Origin of the sequence: Micromonospora sp. CA-248260, assembly GCF_050942205.1 — a bacterium.
GTDB classification, from domain to species: domain Bacteria; phylum Actinomycetota; class Actinomycetes; order Mycobacteriales; family Micromonosporaceae; genus Micromonospora; species Micromonospora antibiotica.
Genome location: NZ_CP192021.1, coordinates 3,657,501 through 3,677,801, shown reverse-complemented (window position 1 = coordinate 3,677,801; position 20,301 = coordinate 3,657,501). Strand labels below are relative to the sequence as shown.

Sequence of the window (20,301 nt, the reverse complement as noted above, 5' to 3'; positions counted from 1 at the left end):
GGCGCTCAGACCGGGTAGACGCGCGTCGCGGCGGTCTGGACGCTCGCCCAGACCTGCTGCCCGGGGAGCAGCCGCAGCCCGGCGGCGACGACCGGGGTGACGTCGGCGACGGTGCTGACCGTCCCGGTGAGCTGCACCCGCAGGTGGTCCCCGTGCCGGTGCACCCCGGCGACGGTGGCCGGCCAGGTGTGCGGGGCGTCGCCCTCGGGCCGCTCCGGGTGCAGGGTGACGGCGGTGGGCGGGAAGACCACGAAGGCGTCGCCGTCGAGCCGGTCGGTGGTCGGCACGGCGCACCCGTCGGCGAGGTGGACGAGCCGGCCCTCGGCCCGGCCCCGGTGCAGGTTGAGCCCGACCAGCCGGGCCACGTAGTCGGTGCGCGGCCGGGTGGTGACCGTGCCGGCGTCGCCCTCCTGGACCACCCGGCCGTCCTCGACGATGACCAGCCGGTCGGCCAGTGCCAGCGCGTCCAGTGGATCGTGGGTGACCAGCACGGCCGCCCCGGCGTGGTCGGTGAGGTGGCGGTGCAGGTGGGCCCGGGTGTCCAGCCGGGTGCGCGCGTCGAGCGCGGCCAGCGGCTCGTCGAGCAGCAGCAGGGTCGGTTGCACGGCGAGCGCCCGGGCCAGGGCGACCCGCTGGGCCTGCCCGCCGGAGAGCTGCCGGGGTCGGCGTCCGGCGTGCGCGGCCAGGCCGACCCGGTCCAGCCAGTCGGTGGCCCGCTCCCGGGCGGCCCGCCGGGGCAGCCCCTGCCGGCGGGGACCGAAGGCGACGTTGTCCCGGGCGGTCAGGTGCGGGAAGAGCAGGTAGTCCTGGAACACCACGCCGACCGGTCGATGCTCGGGCCGCACGAACCGCCGCGCGTCCGGGCGGTCCAGTTCCATCCCGTCCAGGCGCAGCCACCCGGCGCTGAGCGGGTGCAACCCGGCGAGGGTACGCAGCGCGGTGGTCTTGCCGGCGCCGTTCGGGCCGAGCAGCGCGACCACCTCACCGGCGGCGACGCGCAGCCGGACGTCCAGCCGGAAGTCGGCCCGGTCGACGACCAGGTGCCCGTCCAGCAGCGGGCCGGTCACGGGCCGGTGATCCAGCGGTCGCGCAGCCCGGCGAGGATCAGCACCGAGACGGTCAGCAGCACCAGGCTGAGCACGACGGCGGCTTCCACGTCGGTCTCCAGGGCCAGATAGACCGCGAGCGGCATGGTCTGGGTGCGGCCCGGATAGTTGCCGGCGAAGGTGATGGTCGCGCCGAACTCGCCGAGCGCGCGGGCCCAGCACAGCACCGCCCCGGCGGCGACGCCGGGGGCGACCAACGGCAGGGTGACCCGGGTGAAGGTGGTCCACCGGCCCGCGCCGAGGGTGGCGGCGGCCTCCTCGTAGCGGTGGTCGGCGCCGCGCAGCGCCCCCTCCACCGCGATGATCAGGAACGGCATCGCCACGAACGCCTCGGCGAGCACCACACCGGTGGTGGTGAACGGCAGGGTGACGCCGAAGGTGGTGTCGATCCAGCCGCCGACCGGTCCACGCCGGCCGAAGACCAGCAGGAGGGCCACCCCGCCGACCACCGGCGGCAGCACCAGCGGCACGGTGACCAGCGCCCGGACCCACCGCCGCCCGGGGAACTCGACCCGGGCCAACAACCAGGCCAGGGGTACGCCCAGCGCGAGGCAGAGCAGCGTGGCGAGGGTGGCGCACTGGACGGACAACCGCAGCGCGGTGAGCACGCCGGGCGCGGTGAGGCGCGGTCCCAGCGACGTCCACGGGGTGCGCAGCAGCAGGCCGCCCAGCGGCAGCACCAGGAACAGCAACCCGAGCGCAGCTGGTACGAGCAGCGCGACCGGCACCCGTTGACCGGTGCCGCGTCGGCGGGCGGGGGCGGTCACGGGCCCGACGGGGGCTGGAACCCGGCGTCGGTGAGGACCGTCCGGCCGGCCGCGGAACGGACCAGCGCGACGAAGGCGCGGGCGGCCGTCGGGTTCGGCGCGTCGGCCAGCACCACGATCGGGTAGTCGTTGACGGCCCGCGTGGCCTCGGGGAAATCGATACCGTCGATCTCCCGGTCGGCCGCGCGGGCGTCGGTGCGGTAGACCAGGGCGGCGTCGACCTCGCCGAGCTTCACCTTGGCCAGCGCGCCCTTGACGTCCTGTTCGAGGGTGACCGGGGTGACCCGGACGCCGGCCCGGTCCAGGGCGGTGGTCGCCGCCGCCCCGCATGGCACCTGGGTGGCGCAGAGGGCGACCTTCAGCCCGGGCCGGGTGAGGTCGGCCAGCCCGGCGAGCCGCTGCGGGTTGCCCTCGGGTACGGCGATGACCAGCTGGTTACGGGCGAAGACGGTGGGGGTGCCGGCGGCGTGGCCGGCGTCGGTGACGGTGGCCATGTTCCTCGGGGCGGCGGAGGCGAAGACGTCGGCGGGCGCACCCTGGGTGATCTGGGTGGCCAGCGCGGAGCTGCCGGCGAAGTTGAAGGTGACCGTGCTGCCCGGGTGGTCCGCCTCGAACCGTCGGCCGAGGGCGGTGAACGACTCGGTCAGCGACGCGGCGGCGAAGACGGTCACCGTGCCGGTCGGGCCGCCGTCGTCAGCCGGACCGGTGCGGTCCACGCCACATCCGGCCAGGGCGAGGGTGGCCGTGGCGAGCAGGCCGACGACGGCGCGGACCCGCCGGCCGACCGCGCCGCCGCCGAGCCGGTGCAAGCAAACGGCCGGGCCGGTCCCGGCAGTGCCGTCGGCGGGACCGGCGTTGGCAGGGCCGGCGGTGGCGGTGCCGTCGGTGGCGTGGCGGGGGGCCGGGCCGGCGGCGGGGTGGGTCACGGCTGGATCCTTCCCCTGGCCGGACCGGTGGGCGCGGGTCGCTCCACCACGACGGTGGTCGACTTGATCACCGCGACGGCCACCGAGCCGACCTGGAGTCCCAGCTCGTCGACCGCCTCGCGGCTCATCAGCGAGACGATCCGGAACGGCCCGGCCTGGATGTCGACCTGGGCCATCACGGTGTCCCGGACGACGGCGGTGACGATCCCGCGCAGCCGGTTGCGGGCCGAGGAGAACTCGGCCCCCTCGTCCGGGCCGGCGGACTGGGTGCGGACGAAGGCGGCCAGCTCCACGCCGTCGACGAGCCGGTGCCCGTGGGCGTCCCGGTGGGCGGGGAGCCGGCCGGCGTCGACCCAGCGCCGCACGGTGTCGGCGCTGACGCCGAGCAGCTCGGCGGCCTCACTGATCCGAAACACGCTCACCCGGTCACCCTAGCCACTCGCAGTTACCGGCGGAAGGCGGTCGTATCACTAGTAGAAGCCAAGTGCGATGCCGTCCTATCGTCGCATGTGCGGCCGGCTGTGGCAGGCGGCCGTGACGGCGGCGGCCAGCTCGAACTCGGTGGGCTCCGCCCCGGAGGCCGGAGAGCGGTTCGCCGTGCCGGGCCGGGCGGGGTCGGGCGGGGTCGGGCGAACGAGGCGATCGGAGATCAGCGAGCCGGATCGTGGGCCGCCGCAGGTGTCGCCGCGACCGGGCAGACACGTCGCGGACTGCCGGGTGGGGGCCGACACGCCGACGGCCGGCCGTCGCGGGTGCGACGACCGGCCGCTGCCGGCAGTGTGGGGTCAGCTCAGGGTGAGCGCGGTGTCGTCCACCACGAAGGACGTCTGGAGGCTGCTGTCCTCCACCCCGCTGAACGAGATGGTGACGGTGCTGCCGGCCGACGCCGACACGTCGAAGCTGCGCTGCACGTAGCCGCTGGCGGCGTTGACGTTGGAGTACGTCGCCAGGGTGGTGCTGCCGGCCTTGACGGTCAGCTTGTCGTACGCCGTGCTGCCCGACTCGGCCGTGTCGATGTGCAGCCAGAAGGACAGGGTGGCCCGGCAACCGGCCGGGATGCTCACCGACTGGGTGACGGTGTCGGTGTGGGTCGAGCCGTACCCGTTGAGCCACGCCTTGTACGAGCCACCGTGCGCGGCCTGGCTGGCCGACGAGGTGATCACGCCCGAGGTGGCGGTCCAGCCGGTGCCGCCGGACTCGAAGCCGGGGTTGGTCAGTTTCTGGCCCGAGCAGCCGCCCGAGGTCGGGGTCGGCGTCGGGGTGGAGGTCGCCGTCGGGGTGGGCGTCGGGGTGCCGCCGGTGCAGGTCGGGTCGGCGGACTGGGCGGGCACGCTCACCGCGTCCCAGGCGGCCTTGACCGTGTTGAACTCGGTGCAGCTGCCCGGGTAGAGGGTCTTGGCGGCCTGCAACGTCCAGGTGCGGTACTTCAGGTACGACGAGGTGGTCGTCTTGAGCAGCATCGCGTTGTACATGATCTTGATGGCCTTCTGGATGCCCAGACCGGTCACCGTGCTGCTGTTGCAGGTCGGGCTGGTCGGCTGCCCGTTGGTCGGGTTGCTGCCCATGGCCAGCAGGTAGAACCAGTGGTTGCCCGGACCGGCCGCCGCGTGCACCTCCTGGCTCGGGATGCTGCTGGAGTAGCAGTTGGCGTCGCCGAGCGCGGACGGGTTGTACATGTTGCGGATCGGCCCGCTGCCGACCAGGTTGATCTTCTCGCCGACGAGGAAGTCCGGCGCGTCGTAGCTGGCCGGCTCGTTGGCGAACCACTCGGTGGCCGCGCCGAAGGTGTCGGCGACGAACTCCTGGGTGTTGCCCCGGGAGATGCCGCCGGGGGTGGTGTCGTCGATGCCGTGGCCGATCTCGTGGGCCACCACGTCGAGCGAGCCGATCCACTGCCCGGCGGTGTTCTTGCCGATCTGCACCTGGCTGCCGTCGTAGTAGGCGTTCTGGTCGTTGAGGCCGACCCGGATGGGCCACGCGCCGCCGCTGCCGTTCGCGCCGTTGCGCCCCAGCCACTGCGACAGCATCTTGTGCTCGGTCTGCGCCGAGAACAGCGCGTCGACGCAGCCGGTCTCCTTGCTGGTGCCGGTGCCGTTGCCCCAGACGTCGTCCGGGCCGGAGAAGGTGGTGTTGTTCGCGGCGTCCTGGCAGCTCAGGTTGGTGGTGCCCGGGTCCTTCAGCGAGTAGGTGCTGCCGGACTGGGTGGTGGTCAGGGTGACCGGGCCGTTCCACGCCCCGGTGCCGGTGCCCCGGACGACGTGTTCCTGGGTGCCCAGCACCGCGCCGGTGACGGCGTCCACGTCGACGGTCAGCCGGCTGGGGCCGTCCGTGCCGGTGCCGGTGACGGTGGTCTCCCAGGCCAGCGCGGGCCGGGCGCCGAGGGTGTGCACGACCAGCGTGGTGCCCTCGACACCGGTGACCTTGCGCAGTTGGGCGCGGGCGATCCGCTCGGCCGCCGTGGTGGTGAGCTTCGGTGTGGTCGACAGGTCGCCGATGCTCTGCTGCTGGGCGACGGAGGCGTAGGTGACCTCCCCGGTGGCGGTGGTCGCCAGGACGAAGTCGCCGCCGACCACGGGCAGGCCCCGGTAGGTGCGTTCGTACGGCACGTACTGCATGCCCTCGGAGGAGATGACCGGCCGCTGCACGAACGCGTCGTCGGCGCTGGCGTGCAGGTAACCGGGGCGGCTGGCGACCAGCGAGCCGGCTGCGCCGACGGCGGCGGCGCGGGCCTGGGCGGGGTCGGGGGCGGGGTGGGAGGGCGCGGCCTGTACCGCTGCGGTGGTGCCCGCGGCGATCAGGCCGGCCGCGACCGCGCCGGAGAGCGCGACGAGGCGGGGTGAGAGCTTCAAGGGGGGTGCTCCTGTTCTCGGGCGGCGCTGCGAGACCCGGTGGGGTCGCGCGCCGATGCTGCGCTGAGGCGTGGTTGCGTCGGGCGGTCTCCGGGCTGCCGGCGGCCCGGTGGGGGTGACTGTCCGTCGCAGGTCGCCGGGGGTTGGCGACCACTGGAGGCACGATCACACGGGTAGGCACCCATATCAATGGGTTGACCGGGGCAACCATCGGACACTGTCGTCGGTACGACTGTTGCCGCTCGATGAACGACCGTCATGCACCCCGCCCTGAACAGGTCGTCCTCTCCGGATCCTGTCCGGTCGGCCGCCCCAGTTGATCGTTTTCGCCGGAACGCGCGGCCGATGCGCATACACCCGGTCGACCAGCAGTACGACAACGTCGTCATGTCCGTCGTGCTCGGCCCAGCGGGCACGAGTCGGATGCGCGGGTCACCTACCATTCGGGGCGTGCCGGACATCGACGGAACTCTCGCCGCCGCCGAGGTGTGGCGGGGACAGGGCATCTGGTCGCAGGCCGCCCAACGGGCCAAGCGACGGATCACCAGGGGACGACGGCTGGTCGCCGCGTTCACCGTCACCGCCGCCGTCGCCGGCACCGCGGCGGCCCGACTGGCCGAGCCCGCGCCCACCGCCGGGCGGGTGCTGGCACTCGTCGCCGCCACGTCGCTGCTGCTGGTGCCGGTGGCCGGCCGCGCGGCCTCCCGGGACGCGGTGGCGGCCTGGACCCGGTTCCGCGCGACCTCCGAGGCGATGAAGGCGGAACTGCACCGCTACCTCGCCCGCGTCGCCCCGTACGCCGACGCCGATGCCGACGCCGTCCTGCTGCGCCGCCACGACCTGCTCCTGGCCGACGGCGGCGACCTGGTCGGGCACACCCTCGACGTCGCGGCCAGGCGGCGTCCGCTACCGCCCGTCTCCGACGTGCCGAGCTACCTCGTCGAACGGGTGCAGCGGCAGGTCGAGGGCTACTACCTGCCGGCCGCCCGGCGGGCCGGCCGGTCCGCCGCGCGCATCGGCCGGGCCGCGACCGGGCTGACCGTGCTGGCCGCACTGCTCTCCGCCGCCGCCGGGGTGCTGGGTGACGGGTGGGGCCTGACCGCCTGGGTGGGGGTGGCCGCGGTGGTCACCACGGCGCTGGTCGGCTACGGGGCGGCCCAGCGTTTCGAGCAGCAGCACCTGGAGTACGCCCGGACAGCCGACCAGTTGACCCGGTTGCGGACGACCCGCGCGGCCGGCCTGGGCTGGACCGACGACGACGCGCTCGTGGCCGAGGCCGAGCGGATCATCGCCCAGTCCAACGCCGCCTGGATGGCCAAGATGATCGAGGAAGATGGCGCTGCGCAGCAGTGACATGACGCGCTGTGGCGGATAGCATCATCGATATCTGTGATTGGCCGTCGACGTGGACGGACCTCCGTCCACTCCCGACACGAAATGGGGCCCCACGTGGACCGCACCCAACGCCTGCCCGATCCGTTCCCGGCGCCGATGAGCGACGTGCGGCGTACGCCACTCGGCCAGATCCCGGTCGACCGGGCCGTCGCCGTGGCCCGCATCGACGACCGCCGGGCGGCCCACCCGACCCGGGTCGACGTCGCCTCCTTCGGCTCGACGGTCTGACCTGGTCGACCCGCCCGTGCCTCCGGTCGCCCCGCTCAGCCAGTACGTCCTCAAGCTGACCAGCCGATGCGACCTGTCCTGTGACCACTGCTACGTCTACGAACACCCCGACCAGTCGTGGCGTCGTCAGCCCCGGTTGATGACGCCCGACACGGTCGAGGCCACCGCGCGGCGGATCGCCGAACACGCCGCCGACCACCGGCTCGGCACCGTACGGGTGGTCCTGCACGGCGGAGAGCCGCTACTCGCCGGCGCGGCCCGGCTCGCCGCCACCGCCGACACCCTGCGCCGGACCATCACCCCGGTGGCCCGGCTCGACCTGCGGATGCAGTCCAACGGGGTGCTGCTCACCCCCGAGATCGCCGACGTCCTCGTCGCCCACGAGATCCGGGTCGGCGTCTCCCTGGACGGCGACCGTTCGGCCAACGACCGGCACCGCCGCTACGCCACGGGTGCGAGCAGTTACGACCAGGTGCGCCGGGGGCTGGCCCTGCTGCGCCGCCCCGACTACCGCAGCGCCTACGCCGGCCTGCTGTGCACCGTCGACCTGGCCAACGATCCGCTCCGGGTCTACCAGGCGCTGCTCGCCGAGCAACCACCCCGGATCGACTTCCTGCTGCCGCACGCCAACTGGGACCGGCCGCCCACCCGCCCCGACGGCGCGGCCACCCCCTACGCGGACTGGCTGCTGACGATCCACCGGCGTTGGCTGGCCGACGGGCGACCGGTGCCGATCCGGTTGCTGGAGTCCCTGCTGGCCACCGCCGCCGGGGGCAGCACCAGCACCGAGGCCGTCGGGCTCGCCCCGGCCGATCTGGTGGTGGTGGAGACCGACGGCACCTTCGAACAGGTCGACTCGCTCAAGTCCGCCTTCCACGGCGCGGCCGCCACCGGCCTGGACGTGTTCCGCCACCCGGTCGACGAGGCGGCCGCCCATCCCGGCATCGCGGTGCGGCAGACCGGCCTGGCCGGCCTCTGCGCCACCTGCCGGTCCTGCCCGTTGGTACGCCGGTGCGGCGGTGGCCTCTTCGCCCACCGGTACCGCTCCGGCAGCGGCTTCGACAACCCGTCCGTCTACTGTGCCGACCTGGCCGCGCTGGTCCGCGCGACCACGACGCCCGCCGGCCCGGTGCCGGACCGGTCGGCCGACGCGCTGCCGTCCGCCGTCCTGGACGACCTCGGCTCCGGGCGGGGCGGTGCGGAGTCGATGGGTCAGCTCGCCGCCGTGCACCACGGCATCGCCCGCGCCCTGACGGTCGCGCTCAGCCCCGCCGCCACCGCCGACCCGGTCGCGGCAGCCGGGTGGCGGCTCCTGGTGGACCTGGACGTGGCCGCGCCCGACGCCGTCCAGACCGTGCTGACCCACCCCTTCGTGCGGCGGTGGGCCCAGCGGTGCCGGGCCGGGGAGACCGGTGAGCTGCCCCACCTCGCCGCCGTCGCCGCCGCAGCAGCGGTCCGTGCCGGCGTCGACACCGACCTCGTGCTGCCGGTACGGGCCGGCACGGTGCACCTGCCGACGCTCGGCACGCTCGTCGTGGACACCCCCGTCGACACCATCGCCGTCGCCATCTGCGCCGGATCGGTCGAGCTGCGGGCCGGCCGGCGTCGGATCCGGGTCCGCCCACTGCGGGGGCCGAACCCGGACCGGTGGCAGCCGACCCGGACGGCGTACACCGGCGACGGGACCATCCTCCTGGAGGACACCGACCCGTACCGGGACTGCTTCGACCTGTCGGTGGCGGCCCGGCTCACCCCGGCGGTCGCCGACCGGTGGACGACGCAGGTCCGGCAGGCGGTGCACCGCCTCGACGCCGAGGCCGTCGGCTACGCCACCGGCGTCCGTGCCCTGCTGCGCGCCGTGGTGCCGCTGCGACCCGACCCGTCCGGCCGGTCCCGCAGCGCCGCCGCCCGGTCCGCGTTCGGCGCGGTCGCCGTCACCCCGACGGTCGACGCCGCCGCACTGGCGGTGCTGCTCGTCCACGAGGTGCAGCACCTCAAGCTCGACGCGATCCTCGACGTCTGCGACCTGTTCGACCCCGCCGACGCCCGGCGGCTGCGGGTGCCCTGGCGCGACGACCCGCGCCCGGTGGAGGGCGCGTTGCACGGCGTCTACGCCCACCTCGCCGTCGCCGACGTGTGGCGGCACCGCCCCGGGGCCGAGGCGGTGGCGCACCACCGGCGCTACCGGGAATGGACCGACGGCACGGTCGACGCGCTGCTCGACCTGGGCAGCCTCACCGCCGACGGCCAGCGCTTCGTCCAGCGGATGCGTGCCACCCTGGACGACTGGCGGTGACCCCCGCCGGAGCGGCCGGCGGGGATCGTCGTGGTGTGCAGCGTCGCGACCCGGTGCGCCGGCCACGGACCGTCCCGGGTGCCGGCCGACCCCGGCCCGGATGCCCGTCGCCGACGCCGCCGGACCCCGACCGGCAGGAACGGGACAGCGCGGAGTTGGCGGCGATCGATACTGTGGTCGGTCGGGAGTGGCGGCGCCGGGCGGGAGCGGTAGGTGGCGGAGGAACAGTTCCGGGAGGACGAGAGCGCCCCCGTGTTCTTCCTCAGCTACGCCCGTACCGGCAACCGGGTGGCGGCACCCCCACGGGACACCAACCAGAAGGTCTTCCAGCTCTTCGTCGACCTCTCCGACCACGTCGTCGAGCTGCTCGGCCTGGGCCCCGGACGAACGGCGGGTTTCATGGACCGGATGCTCGACGGGGGACAGCTGTGGACCGACGACCTGGCCTTCGCCGCCGGGCACTGCCAGGTGTTCATCCCGCTGATCTCACCGCAGTACCTGCGCAGCGCGTGGTGCGCCCGGGAGTGGAACGCCTTCACCCGGCGGCGGGTCGTACCCCGCCCGGACGCCGAACCGTCGGCGGGGGAGACCCCGGTCATCCCCGTCAACTGGTCGGTGGTGGAACGTCGGCGGATGCCCCCACCCGTGTCGCAGCGGCAGATGTTCACCCCCACCCGGTTACCCTCGGACATCGCCCCGCAATATCACGAGGAGGGCATCTACGGACTGCTCAGCCTCGGCAGCAACGGCAAGGACGCCTACGACGCGGTGGTCTGGCGACTGGCCCAGCGGGTCGCCCGCGCGTACCGCACGCACTGGGTCGAGGCGGCGGTGCCGACCGACCTGCGGCAGCTGCCCGACCAGTTCGAGGAGGACGGGCATGACCTGGCCTGACCCCTCCTCCCCGGCGGGCGTCGTCGGGCAGGAGACCTACTTCTTCCTCAGCTATGCGCACTCCGTCCCGCTGTCCGACGCCGCCCGGCCGGACACCGACTACTGGGTCAGCCAGTTCTTCCACCAACTCGCCGACGCGGTGCGGGAACGCGCCACCCGGCTCGGCCCGCTCGACGCGGGATTCTTCGACGGCCAGGTCAGCCCCGGCGTCGACCTGAGGCGGACGCTGACCAACGCGTTGAGCCTCGCCCACGTCTTCGTGCCCCTCTACTCACCGAACTACTTCCGCAACGCCTGGGCGCTCGGTGAACGCGACTCCTTCCGCAGCCGGCTGGTCCGGCTGGCGGCCGGCCGGGCCGAGCGGCACGTGCTGCCGGTGCTCTGGATGCCGCTGCCGTCCTGGGGGGACCGCCCCGAGACCGTCCAGGCGTTGGACCTGGTGGGCGACCCCGGCGACCGCGCCGACTACGCCGACAACGGGCTGCGGGCGCTGTGCAAGCTGAGCGCCTACCGCACCCAGTACCGCACCCTGCTCGGTGCGTTGGCCGACCGGATCGTCACGGTGACCGAGAACGAGCCGCTGGCCCCGTCCCGGGCGACGACGCTGACCAGCAGCCCGGTCCCCGACGGGCCGGGCGCCGCGCTCGTGGTCACCACCCTCACCGCCGACCGGGCGCGCTGGCGGCCCTACGGCGACCAGCACCAACTGGCCGTCGCCGACTACGTGGCCGCGACCGCGGAACGGCTGGGCCTGCCCACCCGGGTCGTCGAGCTGGCCGAGGCCCGGGACCGGGCCGCCAGCAGCCCGGCGGTGGTGCTGGTCGACGCCGGCGTCGGGGTGGCCGCCGCCCGGTCCGCACTCGACGGGTTGCCGCGGTGGGCGGTCCCGCTCGTCATCGCCGCCGACCACGCGCGTGGCGAGCCGACGCCCGAGGCGATCGCCGGTAGTTTGCAGGACGCCCGGTTCCCCTGGGTGCTGCCGGTGCGCACCATCGACGAGTTTGAGCGCTGCGCCCCGCTGCTGGTCACCGAGGCGCGTAAACAGTTCCTCCGGCACGGTCCGGTCGATCCGCCGCAGGGCCCGCACGACCCGAAGCCGACCCTGGGGGCGACCGGACCGTTCGACGTACGGCGAGGGAAGGCATGACGATGACTCCACCCCACGACGGCCAGGTCGTCACCTTCTACTCGTACAAGGGCGGCACCGGGCGCACGATGGCGTTGGCGAACACCGCCTGGATCCTCGCCGCGAACGGCCACCGGGTGCTCGTCGCCGACTGGGACCTGGAATCCCCCGGCCTGCACCGGTTCTTCGCACCGTTCCTCGACCCGGAGCAGGTCGCCTCCACCGGCGGGGTGATGGACCTGATCCTGGAGTACGAGTGGGAGAACGCCCGCCGCCGGCAGGAGGGCGTCGACACCCGCCCCGGCGACTGGCACCGGCAGTACGCCCGGGTCCACAAGTACGCCTTCTCGGTGGGCTGGGAGTTCCCCGGCGGCGGCACCCTGGACCTGCTGCTCGCCGGCCGGCACAACCCCGACTACGCGACCAGCGTCACCGGACTCAACTGGGAGAACTTCTACAACCGGCTCGGCGGGGCGCAGTTCTTCGACGCGCTGCGCGCGGACATGAAGCGGCACTACGACTACGCCCTGATCGACAGCCGCACCGGCATCAGCGACGTCGCCGAGATCTGCACCATCCACCTGCCGGACCTGCTGGTCGACTGCTTCACCCTCAGCGACCAGGGCATCGACGGCGCCGCCACGGTCGCCGCCCGGGTCCGCAGCTACGAGGGGCGACGGGCCCGCCGGGTGCTGCCGGTGCCGATGCGCGTCGACGAGGGGGAGAAGACCAAGACCGACGCCGGCCGGGCGCTGGCCATGCAGCGGTTCGTCGGGTTGCCCAGCGGCATGACCGACCTGGAACGGCAGGACTACTGGCTCTCCGTCGAGGTGCCCTACCGGGCCTACTACGCGTACGAGGAGACCCTGGCGACCTTCGGCGACGTGCCGGGCAGCCGGGGCCTGCTGTCGGCGTACGAGGCGTTGACCCGGCACATCACCGGTGGTGCGGTCACCGGGCTGCCCCGGATGGACGACGGGCTGCGCCGGCAGACGATCCAGCGTTTCGAACGCAAACCGGTGATCGTCGACGAGTTGATCGTGCTGCGGTACGTGCCGGAGGACCAGGCGTGGGCGGAGTGGGTGCAGTCCACGTTGCACGCGGTCGACCTGCGGGTGTTGGCCACCCCGCTGGGTGTCCCGGCGTCGGTGCCGGCCGGCACGCCCTCGCGTGAGCTGCACCTGGTCTCCCGGTCCTACCTCGCCGCCCGCCGGGCGTTCGGCGGGGCCGCCCGGCAGGCGGGTTCTCCCGTGCTCGCGTTGCATCTGGACGACACCACCCCGTCGGTGGACACCCCGCCGGGAAGCTGGGCCACCGTGCACGAGCGCGGCGTCTCGGCCGCCGCCGAGCAGGTGTGGGAACTGGTCGGGCGGTCCGTCGACGGGCGGAACCGGCCGGTGCCGGCGACCCGCTACCCGGCCGTCGAGCCGATGGTCTTCTACGCCCCGGCGCGCAACGTCCGCTTCACCGGCCGGGAGGGCCTGCTGCTGGCCCTGAGGGAGGAGCTGAAGACGGCGGCGCGCGAACGCGTCCCGGTGGCGCTGCGCGGTGGCGCGGGCATCGGCAAGACCCAGGTCGCCACCGAGTACGCCTACCGCTTCCACGGCGCGTACGACGTCGTGTGGTGGGTGGACGCGGACCCGGCGCAGTTCATCGACGTCCGCTTCGCCGACCTGGGGCGGCGGCTCAACCTGCCGGACCTGCAGCACGTGCCGGACAACACCCGGGCGGTCCGGGACTGGCTCAGCCACGGCGGCGGCCGGGGTGCCGACGAGCCGCCGCTGCGCTGGCTGGTCGTCTTCGACAACGTCGACCAGTACGACCACGTCAAGGACTTCCTCCCCCAGGGCGAGGGGCACGTGCTGGTGACCACCCGTAACCCGGACTGGGGCGACCTGGCGCGGGCGGTCGACGTGGAAGCCTTCCAACGGGGCGAGAGCGTCAACCACCTGATCGGTCGTACCGGCCGTCGCGGCATGACGGCCGCCGAGGCGCAGCAGGTCGCCGAGGCGGTGGAGGACGTCCCGATCCTGGTGGCGCTGGCCGGGGCATGGCTCGCGGAGAGCCCCGACTCGGTCGCCACCTACCTGGCGGGCCTGGCGCGTACCGGCCCGGACAGCGACGTGTGGGGCCGGTCGTTGGAGGGCCTGCGGGAGCAGTCCCCGGGCGCCTACCGGCTGCTGCAACTCGGTTCGGTGCTGGCCCCCGACATCGCCCTCGACCTGCTCTTCAGCGACCAGGTGGCGAAGGTCATCGCCCCGCACGACCCGTCGGTCGCCGCGCAGGTCACCGACCGGGTCTCGGAACGCGACATCGCCGCGGCGCTGGTCCAACGGATCAACCGGCTCGCCCTGATCAAGGTGGACCTGCACGCCCAGCGGGTGCAGATCCACCGACTGCTCCAGGCGGCGCTGCGGGCCCGGATGTCCGAGCGGGAACTGGCCGAGGTCAAACACGACGTGCACCGCATCCTCGCCGGTTCCCGCCCCTCGGGTGAGGTGGACGACCCGGTCTTCCAGGTCCGGTACCGGCACCTGTGGCCGCACCTGGACGGCTCGGACGCGGTCTCCTGTCACGACGACACCGTCCGGCAGTTGGTCATCGACCGGGTCCGGTACATCTTCCTCAACGGCGGTTTCGCGCAGGGCGCGCAGTACGCCCGGGAGGTGGACACGACCTGGACGACGATGCTCGATGGGCTCTCCCCGGATACCGGCGCGCACCGGGCGCTGCGCGTGCAACTGCTCAACCTGCGCTTCAACCGGGCCAACCTGCTGCGCAGCCTCGGCCGCTTCGAGCAGGCCCTGGCGCTCGACGAGGACACCCTGCACCAGCAGGAGGAGCTGATCGGCCAGAGCCACCCCTACACCCTGATGACCGCCGGGGGGTACGCGGCGGACCTTCGGGCCCTCGGCCGTTACCGGCCGGCCCTGGAGCGCGACCTGCGTACCCACGGGGCCTGCGTGGAGGTGTTCGGCGAGGACCACCGGCGGACCCTCAACGCGGCCAACAACCTGGCCGCCTCCCACCGGTTGGCCGGCGACTTCACCCGGGCCCTGGACCTCGACGAGGCCACCTACCGTCGGCTGCGGGTGGTGCTCGGCCCCGACCACCCACGCACCCTGCTCTCAGCTGGCAACTACGCGCGCGACCTGCGGGAGACCGGCGACTACCAGGGTTCGGTGACCCTGCTGCAGGACGTGATCGAGGGCTACCGGCGGCTGTTCGGCGACCAGTTCCGGGAGCTGCTGATCAGCCAGGCCAACCTCGCCACGTCGCTGCGCAGCACCGGCCGGATCGCCGAAGCCGGCCGGCTGCTCGACGACGCCTACACGCGGCTGCGGGCCACCCTGGGGGCGACCAACCCGGACACCCTGCTCAGCCGGTTGAGCCGGACGGCCAACCTGATGCTCGAGGGGGACGGGGCGCAGGCCCGCGCGGAGCTGGAGGAGGTGCAGCAGACGCTCGCTGAGGTGTTCGGGGCGCGGCACCCCTACACGCTGGTGTGTGAACTGAACCGGGGGGTGGCGCTGTGGGACATCGGTGAGCAGGACGAGGCGTACGCGCTCACCGTGTCCGCGGCGGACGGGCTACGGGAGGTGCTGGGGCCCGAGCATCCGTTCAGCATGGGCGCGGACAACAACCTCGCCGTCTTCGCCATCCTCACCGGCCAGGACGAGGAGGGCTTCGCCCGGTTGCAGGCGGTGGTGGACCGGTTGACGGCGGCGTTGGGCGTCGACCACCCGGACACCCTGCGCAGCCTGGGCAACCTGGAGACGGCCCGACAGGCGGCTACCGGCGGGACGGTCAGCATCGGACGGATGCGACTGGCCGACCGGCTCGCCGACCGGATCGGGCAGGAACACCCGAGTGTGGTGGTGCTGCGCGCCGGACGGTACGTGCGTCGGGTCCTCGACCCGCACCCCTACTGACCGGGTCGGGCCCCGATGAGCACGTCGGTGCCCGTCGGGGCCTGCCCGTCGACGAGCCAGCGCAGCATGCGCGGGAGCTGCTGCATGGCGTCGAAGTGGGCCGCGCCGGGCTGCACCTCGATCTCGGCCCCGGGGATCCGGGCGGCCAGCCACCGGCCGTGGCTGGCCGGCGCGAAGGTGTCCTCCTCGCCGTGCCACAGGCGTACCGGGGTGACCGTGGTGTCGATCGCGTCGAGGTCGAACTTCCAGTCGCGGCGCAGCGCCAGCACGTCGTCGATCCAGCCGTACGGGCCGGCCCGCAACGCCTCCTGGTAGGTGTCGAAGATGATCCCGCGCAGTGCCGCGTCGTTGATCGCCCGGCGGTCCGGTGGCCCCATCTGGGTCATCAGCTCCCGCAGCAGGAACCGGGGGTCCTCGGCGGCCCGGGCGGCGCGCTGGCGGATCTCCTCGACCACGATCTCGGTGTCGTGCCGACCGTCACCGAAGCCGCGCTGGTTGTCGCGGTTCATGCCGTCGAACCAGTCCAGCCCGATGGCCTCCGACGGCGCGAAACTGACCAGCACCGCCACCCGGCTCACCCGGCCGCGTAGGCGCTCGTCGGCGGCACAGGCCAGCGCGTGCGGCCCGCCCCCGGAGCGGCCGGCCACCGCGAACCGGCCGAGCCGGAGCTGGTCGGCGATGGCTTCCACGTCCCGCGCGGCGTCGGCCACGTCCCGACCCTCGAACCGGTCGGAGTCGCCGTATCCGGGGCGGTCGTAGGCGATCAACCGGATCCCCATCCGATAGAGCACGATGCCCCGGGGCTTCGGCCCCCGCCGGCTGCCGGGTGTGCCGTGCATCAGGAAGACGGGGAACCCGTCGGGAGCACCGGACTCCTCGTACGCCACCCGCTTGTTGTCCGCACGGTGGGCGTATCGCGGCCCAGGCTCACCTTCTCGGGTCACTGCAGCCTGCCTTCCAGTGCCACTACCAGCCGTTACTCGCGATTTGCATCGAGCAGCTACGATGGTTTCCGTCGGCTCCGCTCAGCCTTCGAGCCTAACGGTCGAGCCCGCCGCACCGCTATGCCGAGCCCGACAACAGGCCGGATCTGTCGGAAGCGACACCTGTCGGCCAGGACGGGCCGGCCTTGCGGGCGGCCTCCGCCCGCCCGCGCCGCCGGGGCGCCCCGGCGGCGGTGCTCAGCAGGCCAACGGTCGGATATCCGTCGGCGCGTCGACCAGCGCGGCACGCGGGTCGGCGTAACGCCAGTCGACCCGGTACTGCGCGCGCAGCCGGGGCCGGGACACCACCCACCGGTACGCGACCCGCCCCTGCCCCTCCCGGCGGTCCGGGTGCACCTCGACGGTCGACTCCGAGGTGAACGAGGTCTCGGAGCCCCAGACCGTCGGGCCGGTCTCGACCGGAAAGTCGAGCCGGATCACCAGGTTGCGGGTGGGCAGCCGGATGTCACGCTGCAACCAGTCACCGAACTTCCACGCCGGCACCCGGTAGGCGTAGTCGACGACGGTGCGCTGCCCGGGATAGAGCGGCATCGGGGTGCCCCCACCGTCCAGCAACAACACGATCTTGAGAAAGGCGTCCCGGCTGCGACTCACCCGCCACCGCATCGGTTCGGCCTGCTCGGTGCCGATGGTCGCCCGGAAAGCCACCTCGTCGATGGTGAGCGGGTGGTGGCTGTGGAAAAGAGCGGACCGGGCCGGATCCTCGGGGAACCGGTCGATGTCGATCTGCACGGTGTGCCGGGTGATCGGCTCGGTGCCCACGCTGTGCAGCACCCGGCGGAACCGGCACTCGTACACCCCGTCCACCAGGGAGAGCATGGCCTGCTCGTCCTCGATCACCAGGTGCGAGCCGGCCGGCGGCGGCACCGCGGTCGGGCCGAGTGCCGAGCGGCGTCCCCCCGACCCCCGGGCGTCGGCGAAGGCGACGTACTGCTGCCAGATCCGGTTGCCGCTGTCCAGCACCAGCTCGACCCGACGGGCGAACTCCTCGGTGGGCTGGTGCCGCCCGTTCTCGATGTGACTGACGTACGACGGGTCGAAGCCGGTGCGCTCGGCCAGCTCCTTCTTGGACAATCCCCGCTGGCGTCGCCAGTGGGCCAGTTCCCGCACGAATTCCGCCGCCGCATCGTCCTGTGTGGAACCGCCCATGCCCCCGTCCTCGGTGTCGGGCCTCAAGTCTGTCCCACCGACGGCATCCGCGCCAGGGGTGCCCGCCGACCGACTCCGCCGCCGCCGGCCCCCCGGCAGTGGGCAGGATGACCACCATGGATCCCGCCGTACGCCGCTACCTCGCCGACCTGGTCACCAGTGCGCGGGACGTGCTCGGGCCGGAGCTGGTCGGTGCCTACGCGGCCGGTTCGGTGGCGCTGGGCGCCTACCGGCCCGGCCGCAGCGACGTCGACGTGGCGCTGGTCTGCCGGGGCCCCCTGCCCCGACGGACCAGCCAGGCCCTGGTGGACCGGCTGCGGCACGAGACGCTGCCCTGCCCGGCGCGCGGCCTGGAACTGGTGACCTACTCGCGGGAGGTGGCCGCCTCGGGCACCCCGGAGCCCGGTTTCGAGGTGGAACTCAACACCGGGGCGCGGATGTCGTCGCGGGTCACCTTCACGCCGGCCGACCGGCCCGCCGCCGACGGCCACTTCTGGTACGGCCTGGACCGCAGCATCCTGCACCAGCGGGGGTTGCCGTTGGCCGGGCCGCCAGCCGGTGAGGTCTTCGCCGAGCTGGCTCCGGGTGACCTGCGACAGTTGCTGGTGGCGGCGCTGCGGTGGTGGCTGGCCCGGCCCGCCCCGCCCGGCGACGGCCCCACCCCCGGCGTCGAGGACGCGGTCCTGGCCGCCTGCCGCGCCCTGGTCCGGATCCGTGACGGCGCCTGGCTGTCGAAGGCCGCCGCCGGCCACCGGGTGATCGCCCTCGGCCGCGAACCGGAGCTGCTACGCCGCTGTGTCCGCGCCCGCGACGGCGGCCCACCGCCGACCGCCGCCGAAGCCCGCGCCTTCCAGCAGCAGATCCTGGCCGATATCACCGCCGGCTGACCGGTCACCGCGGCACCGGTCGCGGCCCGACGCTCGACGTCGGGCCGCCACCGCCGTGGTCACCGCCGCAGCAGGGCGAAGACTCCCCACCCCAGGTACTCCCGCCGGTACCGCACGTGCCGGACCGGGTCCTCGGTCAACTCCTGCCGGAACCCCTCGGCGAGGTCGTCGTCCGGATGGGCGTCCAGCCAGCGGCGCAGGGTGAGCCAGTGCGCCGCGGCGTACCGGTCCCAGCTGTCCTGGTCGGCGAGGACCATCTCGACCACGTCCCACCCGTGCGCCTGGACCCGGCGAATCAACCCGGGCAGGTCGTCGAAGTCGTCCCGGGCGGTGGCGTGACACGCGGCGACGGTCTCCTGGTCCGGCGGTTCCCGCCGCCAGTACGGCTCCCCGACCAGCAGCATCCCACCGGGCCGCAGCGCCCTGGCCAGGATGTCGATGGTGCCGACGACGCCCCCACCGATCCAGGTGGCACCGACGCAGGCGGCCACGTCCACCTTCTCGGGATGGACGTACCCGGCGGCGTCGTCGTGCACGAAACGGACCCGGTCGGCCACGGCGAGTTCGACCGCACGGCGCCGGGCGGCGGCCGTGAACACGGTGCTGAGGTCGACACCGGTGCCCCGGACCCCGTGTGTACGGGACCAGGTGCACAGCAGTTCACCCTTGCCGCTGCACAGGTCGAGCAGGGTGTCGTCGGGGCGGAGCCGGATCGCCCGGCCCAGGGCGGCGAGCTTGTCGTCGTCGAACGGGTTGAGGATGCGAAGGTCGCCTTCGCGGATGACGAAACTACGATCGAGGTCCATGTCGGTGACTCCAGGGGTGCGGCAACGGGCGCGGGGAGCGGACGGTCGGCACGCGGAGCACGGGCACGGAAAACACCTCGATCGGGGGACGTGGTGACGGGCCGTCAGGCTACGTCCCGACCGGCCCGGAGCCCAGTGATTTCGCCCCGGGCGGCCCGCCACCGGGCAGTTCCAGGGCCATGGCTGCCTGCGGGACACCACCGGAGCCCAGCGATGTCATCCCGGGTCGCCCGCCACCTCTCAGACGTTGGTCGGCACCCGGTCGGCCGGCGGCTCGCTGACCGCTGCGTCGGCAGCTGGCTCCGCAGCCGGCCGGGCCGCCACCGTCGGATACTCGGCGGTCTCACCGCCCCCGGCGGCAGCCGCCATCACGGCGGCGGCAGCCAGGTCGGCGACCCGCTTGGCCTCCCGCTGCACCCGGGCCCGCACGTCCTTGGCGTGCCGCTCCACACTCTCGGCGGCCTGCCGGGCCTCGTCCAACCGTCGGTTCTCCGTGGTCAGGTCGCGTCGGACCTCCTCCAACAGCTGTCGGGTACGCACCAACTCCCGCTCGACGGTGTCGCCCTCCTGCTGGATCTCAGCCAATTGCGCACGGGCCGTGTCCAGCTCACCTTGTACCTCGGTGAGGGCCTTCTGCCGCTCGGCGATCTCCCGCTGCACCGTGGTCAGTTGCTCCTGGTGGCTGCTGGCCTGCTCGTCGGCCCGCTGCCGGACCTCCGTGGCGTACTGCTGCGCCTCGGCGATCAGCGCGGCGATCTGCTGCTCGGCGGCGCTGTGCTGGTTGGTCAGCTCCCGCTCCGCCGCCGCCCGCTGCTCGCCCAGTTCCTGCTCGACGGCGGCGCGTCGCTCGCCGACCTCCCGCTCCACGGTGGCCTGCCACTGCGCCAGCTCCTGCTGGCTCTGGGTCCGGGCCGCCTGGATCTCCTGCTGGATCTG

At 73.6% G+C, this 20,301-nt stretch carries 16 protein-coding genes (1 of these 16 cut by a window edge); 7 read left to right on the top strand and 9 right to left on the bottom strand.

The window, feature by feature from the left end; genetic code table 11:
• Positions 1–5: 5 nt before the first annotated feature.
• The 5 genes from ACQP2H_RS16210 to ACQP2H_RS16190 form a co-directional block, all read right to left on the bottom strand.
• On the bottom strand, positions 6–1,067 hold the full coding sequence (locus ACQP2H_RS16210) for an ABC transporter ATP-binding protein (RefSeq protein ID WP_363823522.1): 1,062 nt from the start codon (positions 1,065–1,067) through the stop codon (positions 6–8).
• The gene (gene modB / locus ACQP2H_RS16205) at positions 1,064–1,873 is read right to left on the bottom strand and encodes a molybdate ABC transporter permease subunit (RefSeq protein WP_363823519.1); all 810 of its coding nucleotides are present in this window, start codon (positions 1,871–1,873) and stop codon (positions 1,064–1,066) included. The genes ACQP2H_RS16210 and modB overlap by 4 nt, the downstream gene beginning before the upstream one ends.
• Positions 1,870–2,628, bottom strand: coding sequence for a molybdate ABC transporter substrate-binding protein (gene modA, locus ACQP2H_RS16200; protein ID WP_255598174.1), 759 nt, complete (start codon positions 2,626–2,628; stop codon positions 1,870–1,872). Before modA ends, modB begins: the two co-directional genes overlap by 4 nt.
• Positions 2,629–2,795: 167 nt before the next feature.
• Positions 2,796–3,221 carry a TOBE domain-containing protein gene (locus ACQP2H_RS16195; RefSeq protein ID WP_219462217.1) on the bottom strand — a complete coding sequence of 142 codons (426 nt, stop codon included), beginning with the start codon at positions 3,219–3,221 and terminating at the stop codon, positions 2,796–2,798.
• A 363-nt stretch (positions 3,222–3,584) separates the two neighbouring features.
• Entirely contained in the window at positions 3,585–5,648 is a 2,064-nt protein-coding gene (locus ACQP2H_RS16190) for a M4 family metallopeptidase (RefSeq protein ID WP_357536626.1), read from the bottom strand.
• A gap of 450 nt (positions 5,649–6,098) precedes the next feature.
• Between ACQP2H_RS16190 and ACQP2H_RS16185 the strand changes: the two genes are divergently transcribed.
• From ACQP2H_RS16185 to fxsT, 6 genes are all read left to right on the top strand, one after another.
• Positions 6,099–7,001, top strand: a complete 903-nt coding sequence (locus tag ACQP2H_RS16185; protein ID WP_308290752.1) for a DUF4231 domain-containing protein — start codon at positions 6,099–6,101, stop codon at positions 6,999–7,001.
• Positions 7,002–7,097: 96 nt separating this feature from the next.
• Positions 7,098–7,271, top strand: coding sequence for a hypothetical protein (locus tag ACQP2H_RS16180; protein ID WP_219462215.1), 174 nt, complete (start codon positions 7,098–7,100; stop codon positions 7,269–7,271).
• A gap of 16 nt (positions 7,272–7,287) precedes the next feature.
• On the top strand, positions 7,288–9,567 hold the full coding sequence (locus tag ACQP2H_RS16175; RefSeq protein WP_357536622.1) for an FxsB family cyclophane-forming radical SAM/SPASM peptide maturase: 2,280 nt from the start codon (positions 7,288–7,290) through the stop codon (positions 9,565–9,567).
• A 213-nt stretch (positions 9,568–9,780) separates the two neighbouring features.
• Complete coding sequence (locus ACQP2H_RS16170; RefSeq protein ID WP_208570628.1) at positions 9,781–10,461, top strand: TIR-like protein FxsC; 681 nt, start codon at positions 9,781–9,783, stop codon at positions 10,459–10,461.
• Positions 10,448–11,608 carry a TIR-like protein FxsC gene (locus ACQP2H_RS16165; RefSeq protein ID WP_219462212.1) on the top strand — a complete coding sequence of 387 codons (1,161 nt, stop codon included), beginning with the start codon at positions 10,448–10,450 and terminating at the stop codon, positions 11,606–11,608. The genes ACQP2H_RS16170 and ACQP2H_RS16165 overlap by 14 nt, the downstream gene beginning before the upstream one ends.
• 2 nt (positions 11,609–11,610) lie before the next feature.
• On the top strand, positions 11,611–15,519 hold the full coding sequence (gene fxsT, locus ACQP2H_RS16160) for an FxSxx-COOH system tetratricopeptide repeat protein (RefSeq protein ID WP_219462210.1): 3,909 nt from the start codon (positions 11,611–11,613) through the stop codon (positions 15,517–15,519).
• Here the strand turns inward: fxsT and ACQP2H_RS16155 are convergent.
• Together ACQP2H_RS16155 and ACQP2H_RS16150 are read right to left on the bottom strand one after the other, a co-directional pair.
• A complete protein-coding gene (locus ACQP2H_RS16155) occupies positions 15,513–16,463 on the bottom strand; it encodes an alpha/beta fold hydrolase (RefSeq protein ID WP_219462208.1) in 951 nt (316 codons plus the stop codon). The two genes, fxsT and ACQP2H_RS16155, sit on opposite strands and share 7 nt — an antisense overlap.
• Positions 16,464–16,700: 237 nt before the next feature.
• The gene (locus ACQP2H_RS16150) at positions 16,701–17,672 is read right to left on the bottom strand and encodes a helix-turn-helix domain-containing protein (protein ID WP_219462206.1); all 972 of its coding nucleotides are present in this window, start codon (positions 17,670–17,672) and stop codon (positions 16,701–16,703) included.
• 107 nt (positions 17,673–17,779) lie between these two features.
• On the opposite strand from ACQP2H_RS16150, the gene ACQP2H_RS16145 reads away from it, so the two are divergent.
• The gene (locus ACQP2H_RS16145) at positions 17,780–18,559 is read left to right on the top strand and encodes a nucleotidyltransferase domain-containing protein (protein ID WP_357536618.1); all 780 of its coding nucleotides are present in this window, start codon (positions 17,780–17,782) and stop codon (positions 18,557–18,559) included.
• A 59-nt stretch (positions 18,560–18,618) separates the two neighbouring features.
• Here the strand turns inward: ACQP2H_RS16145 and ACQP2H_RS16140 are convergent, their stop codons facing one another.
• Positions 18,619–19,365, bottom strand: a complete 747-nt coding sequence (locus tag ACQP2H_RS16140) for an SAM-dependent methyltransferase (protein ID WP_219462201.1) — start codon at positions 19,363–19,365, stop codon at positions 18,619–18,621.
• Between the two features lie 240 nt (positions 19,366–19,605).
• On the bottom strand, positions 19,606–20,301 hold the 3' portion of the coding sequence (locus tag ACQP2H_RS16135) for a DivIVA domain-containing protein (protein WP_219462199.1). 654 nt of this gene lie beyond the right edge of the window; 696 of the gene's 1,350 nt are visible here — the last part of the coding sequence; the start codon falls outside the window, past its right edge; it ends in the stop codon at positions 19,606–19,608.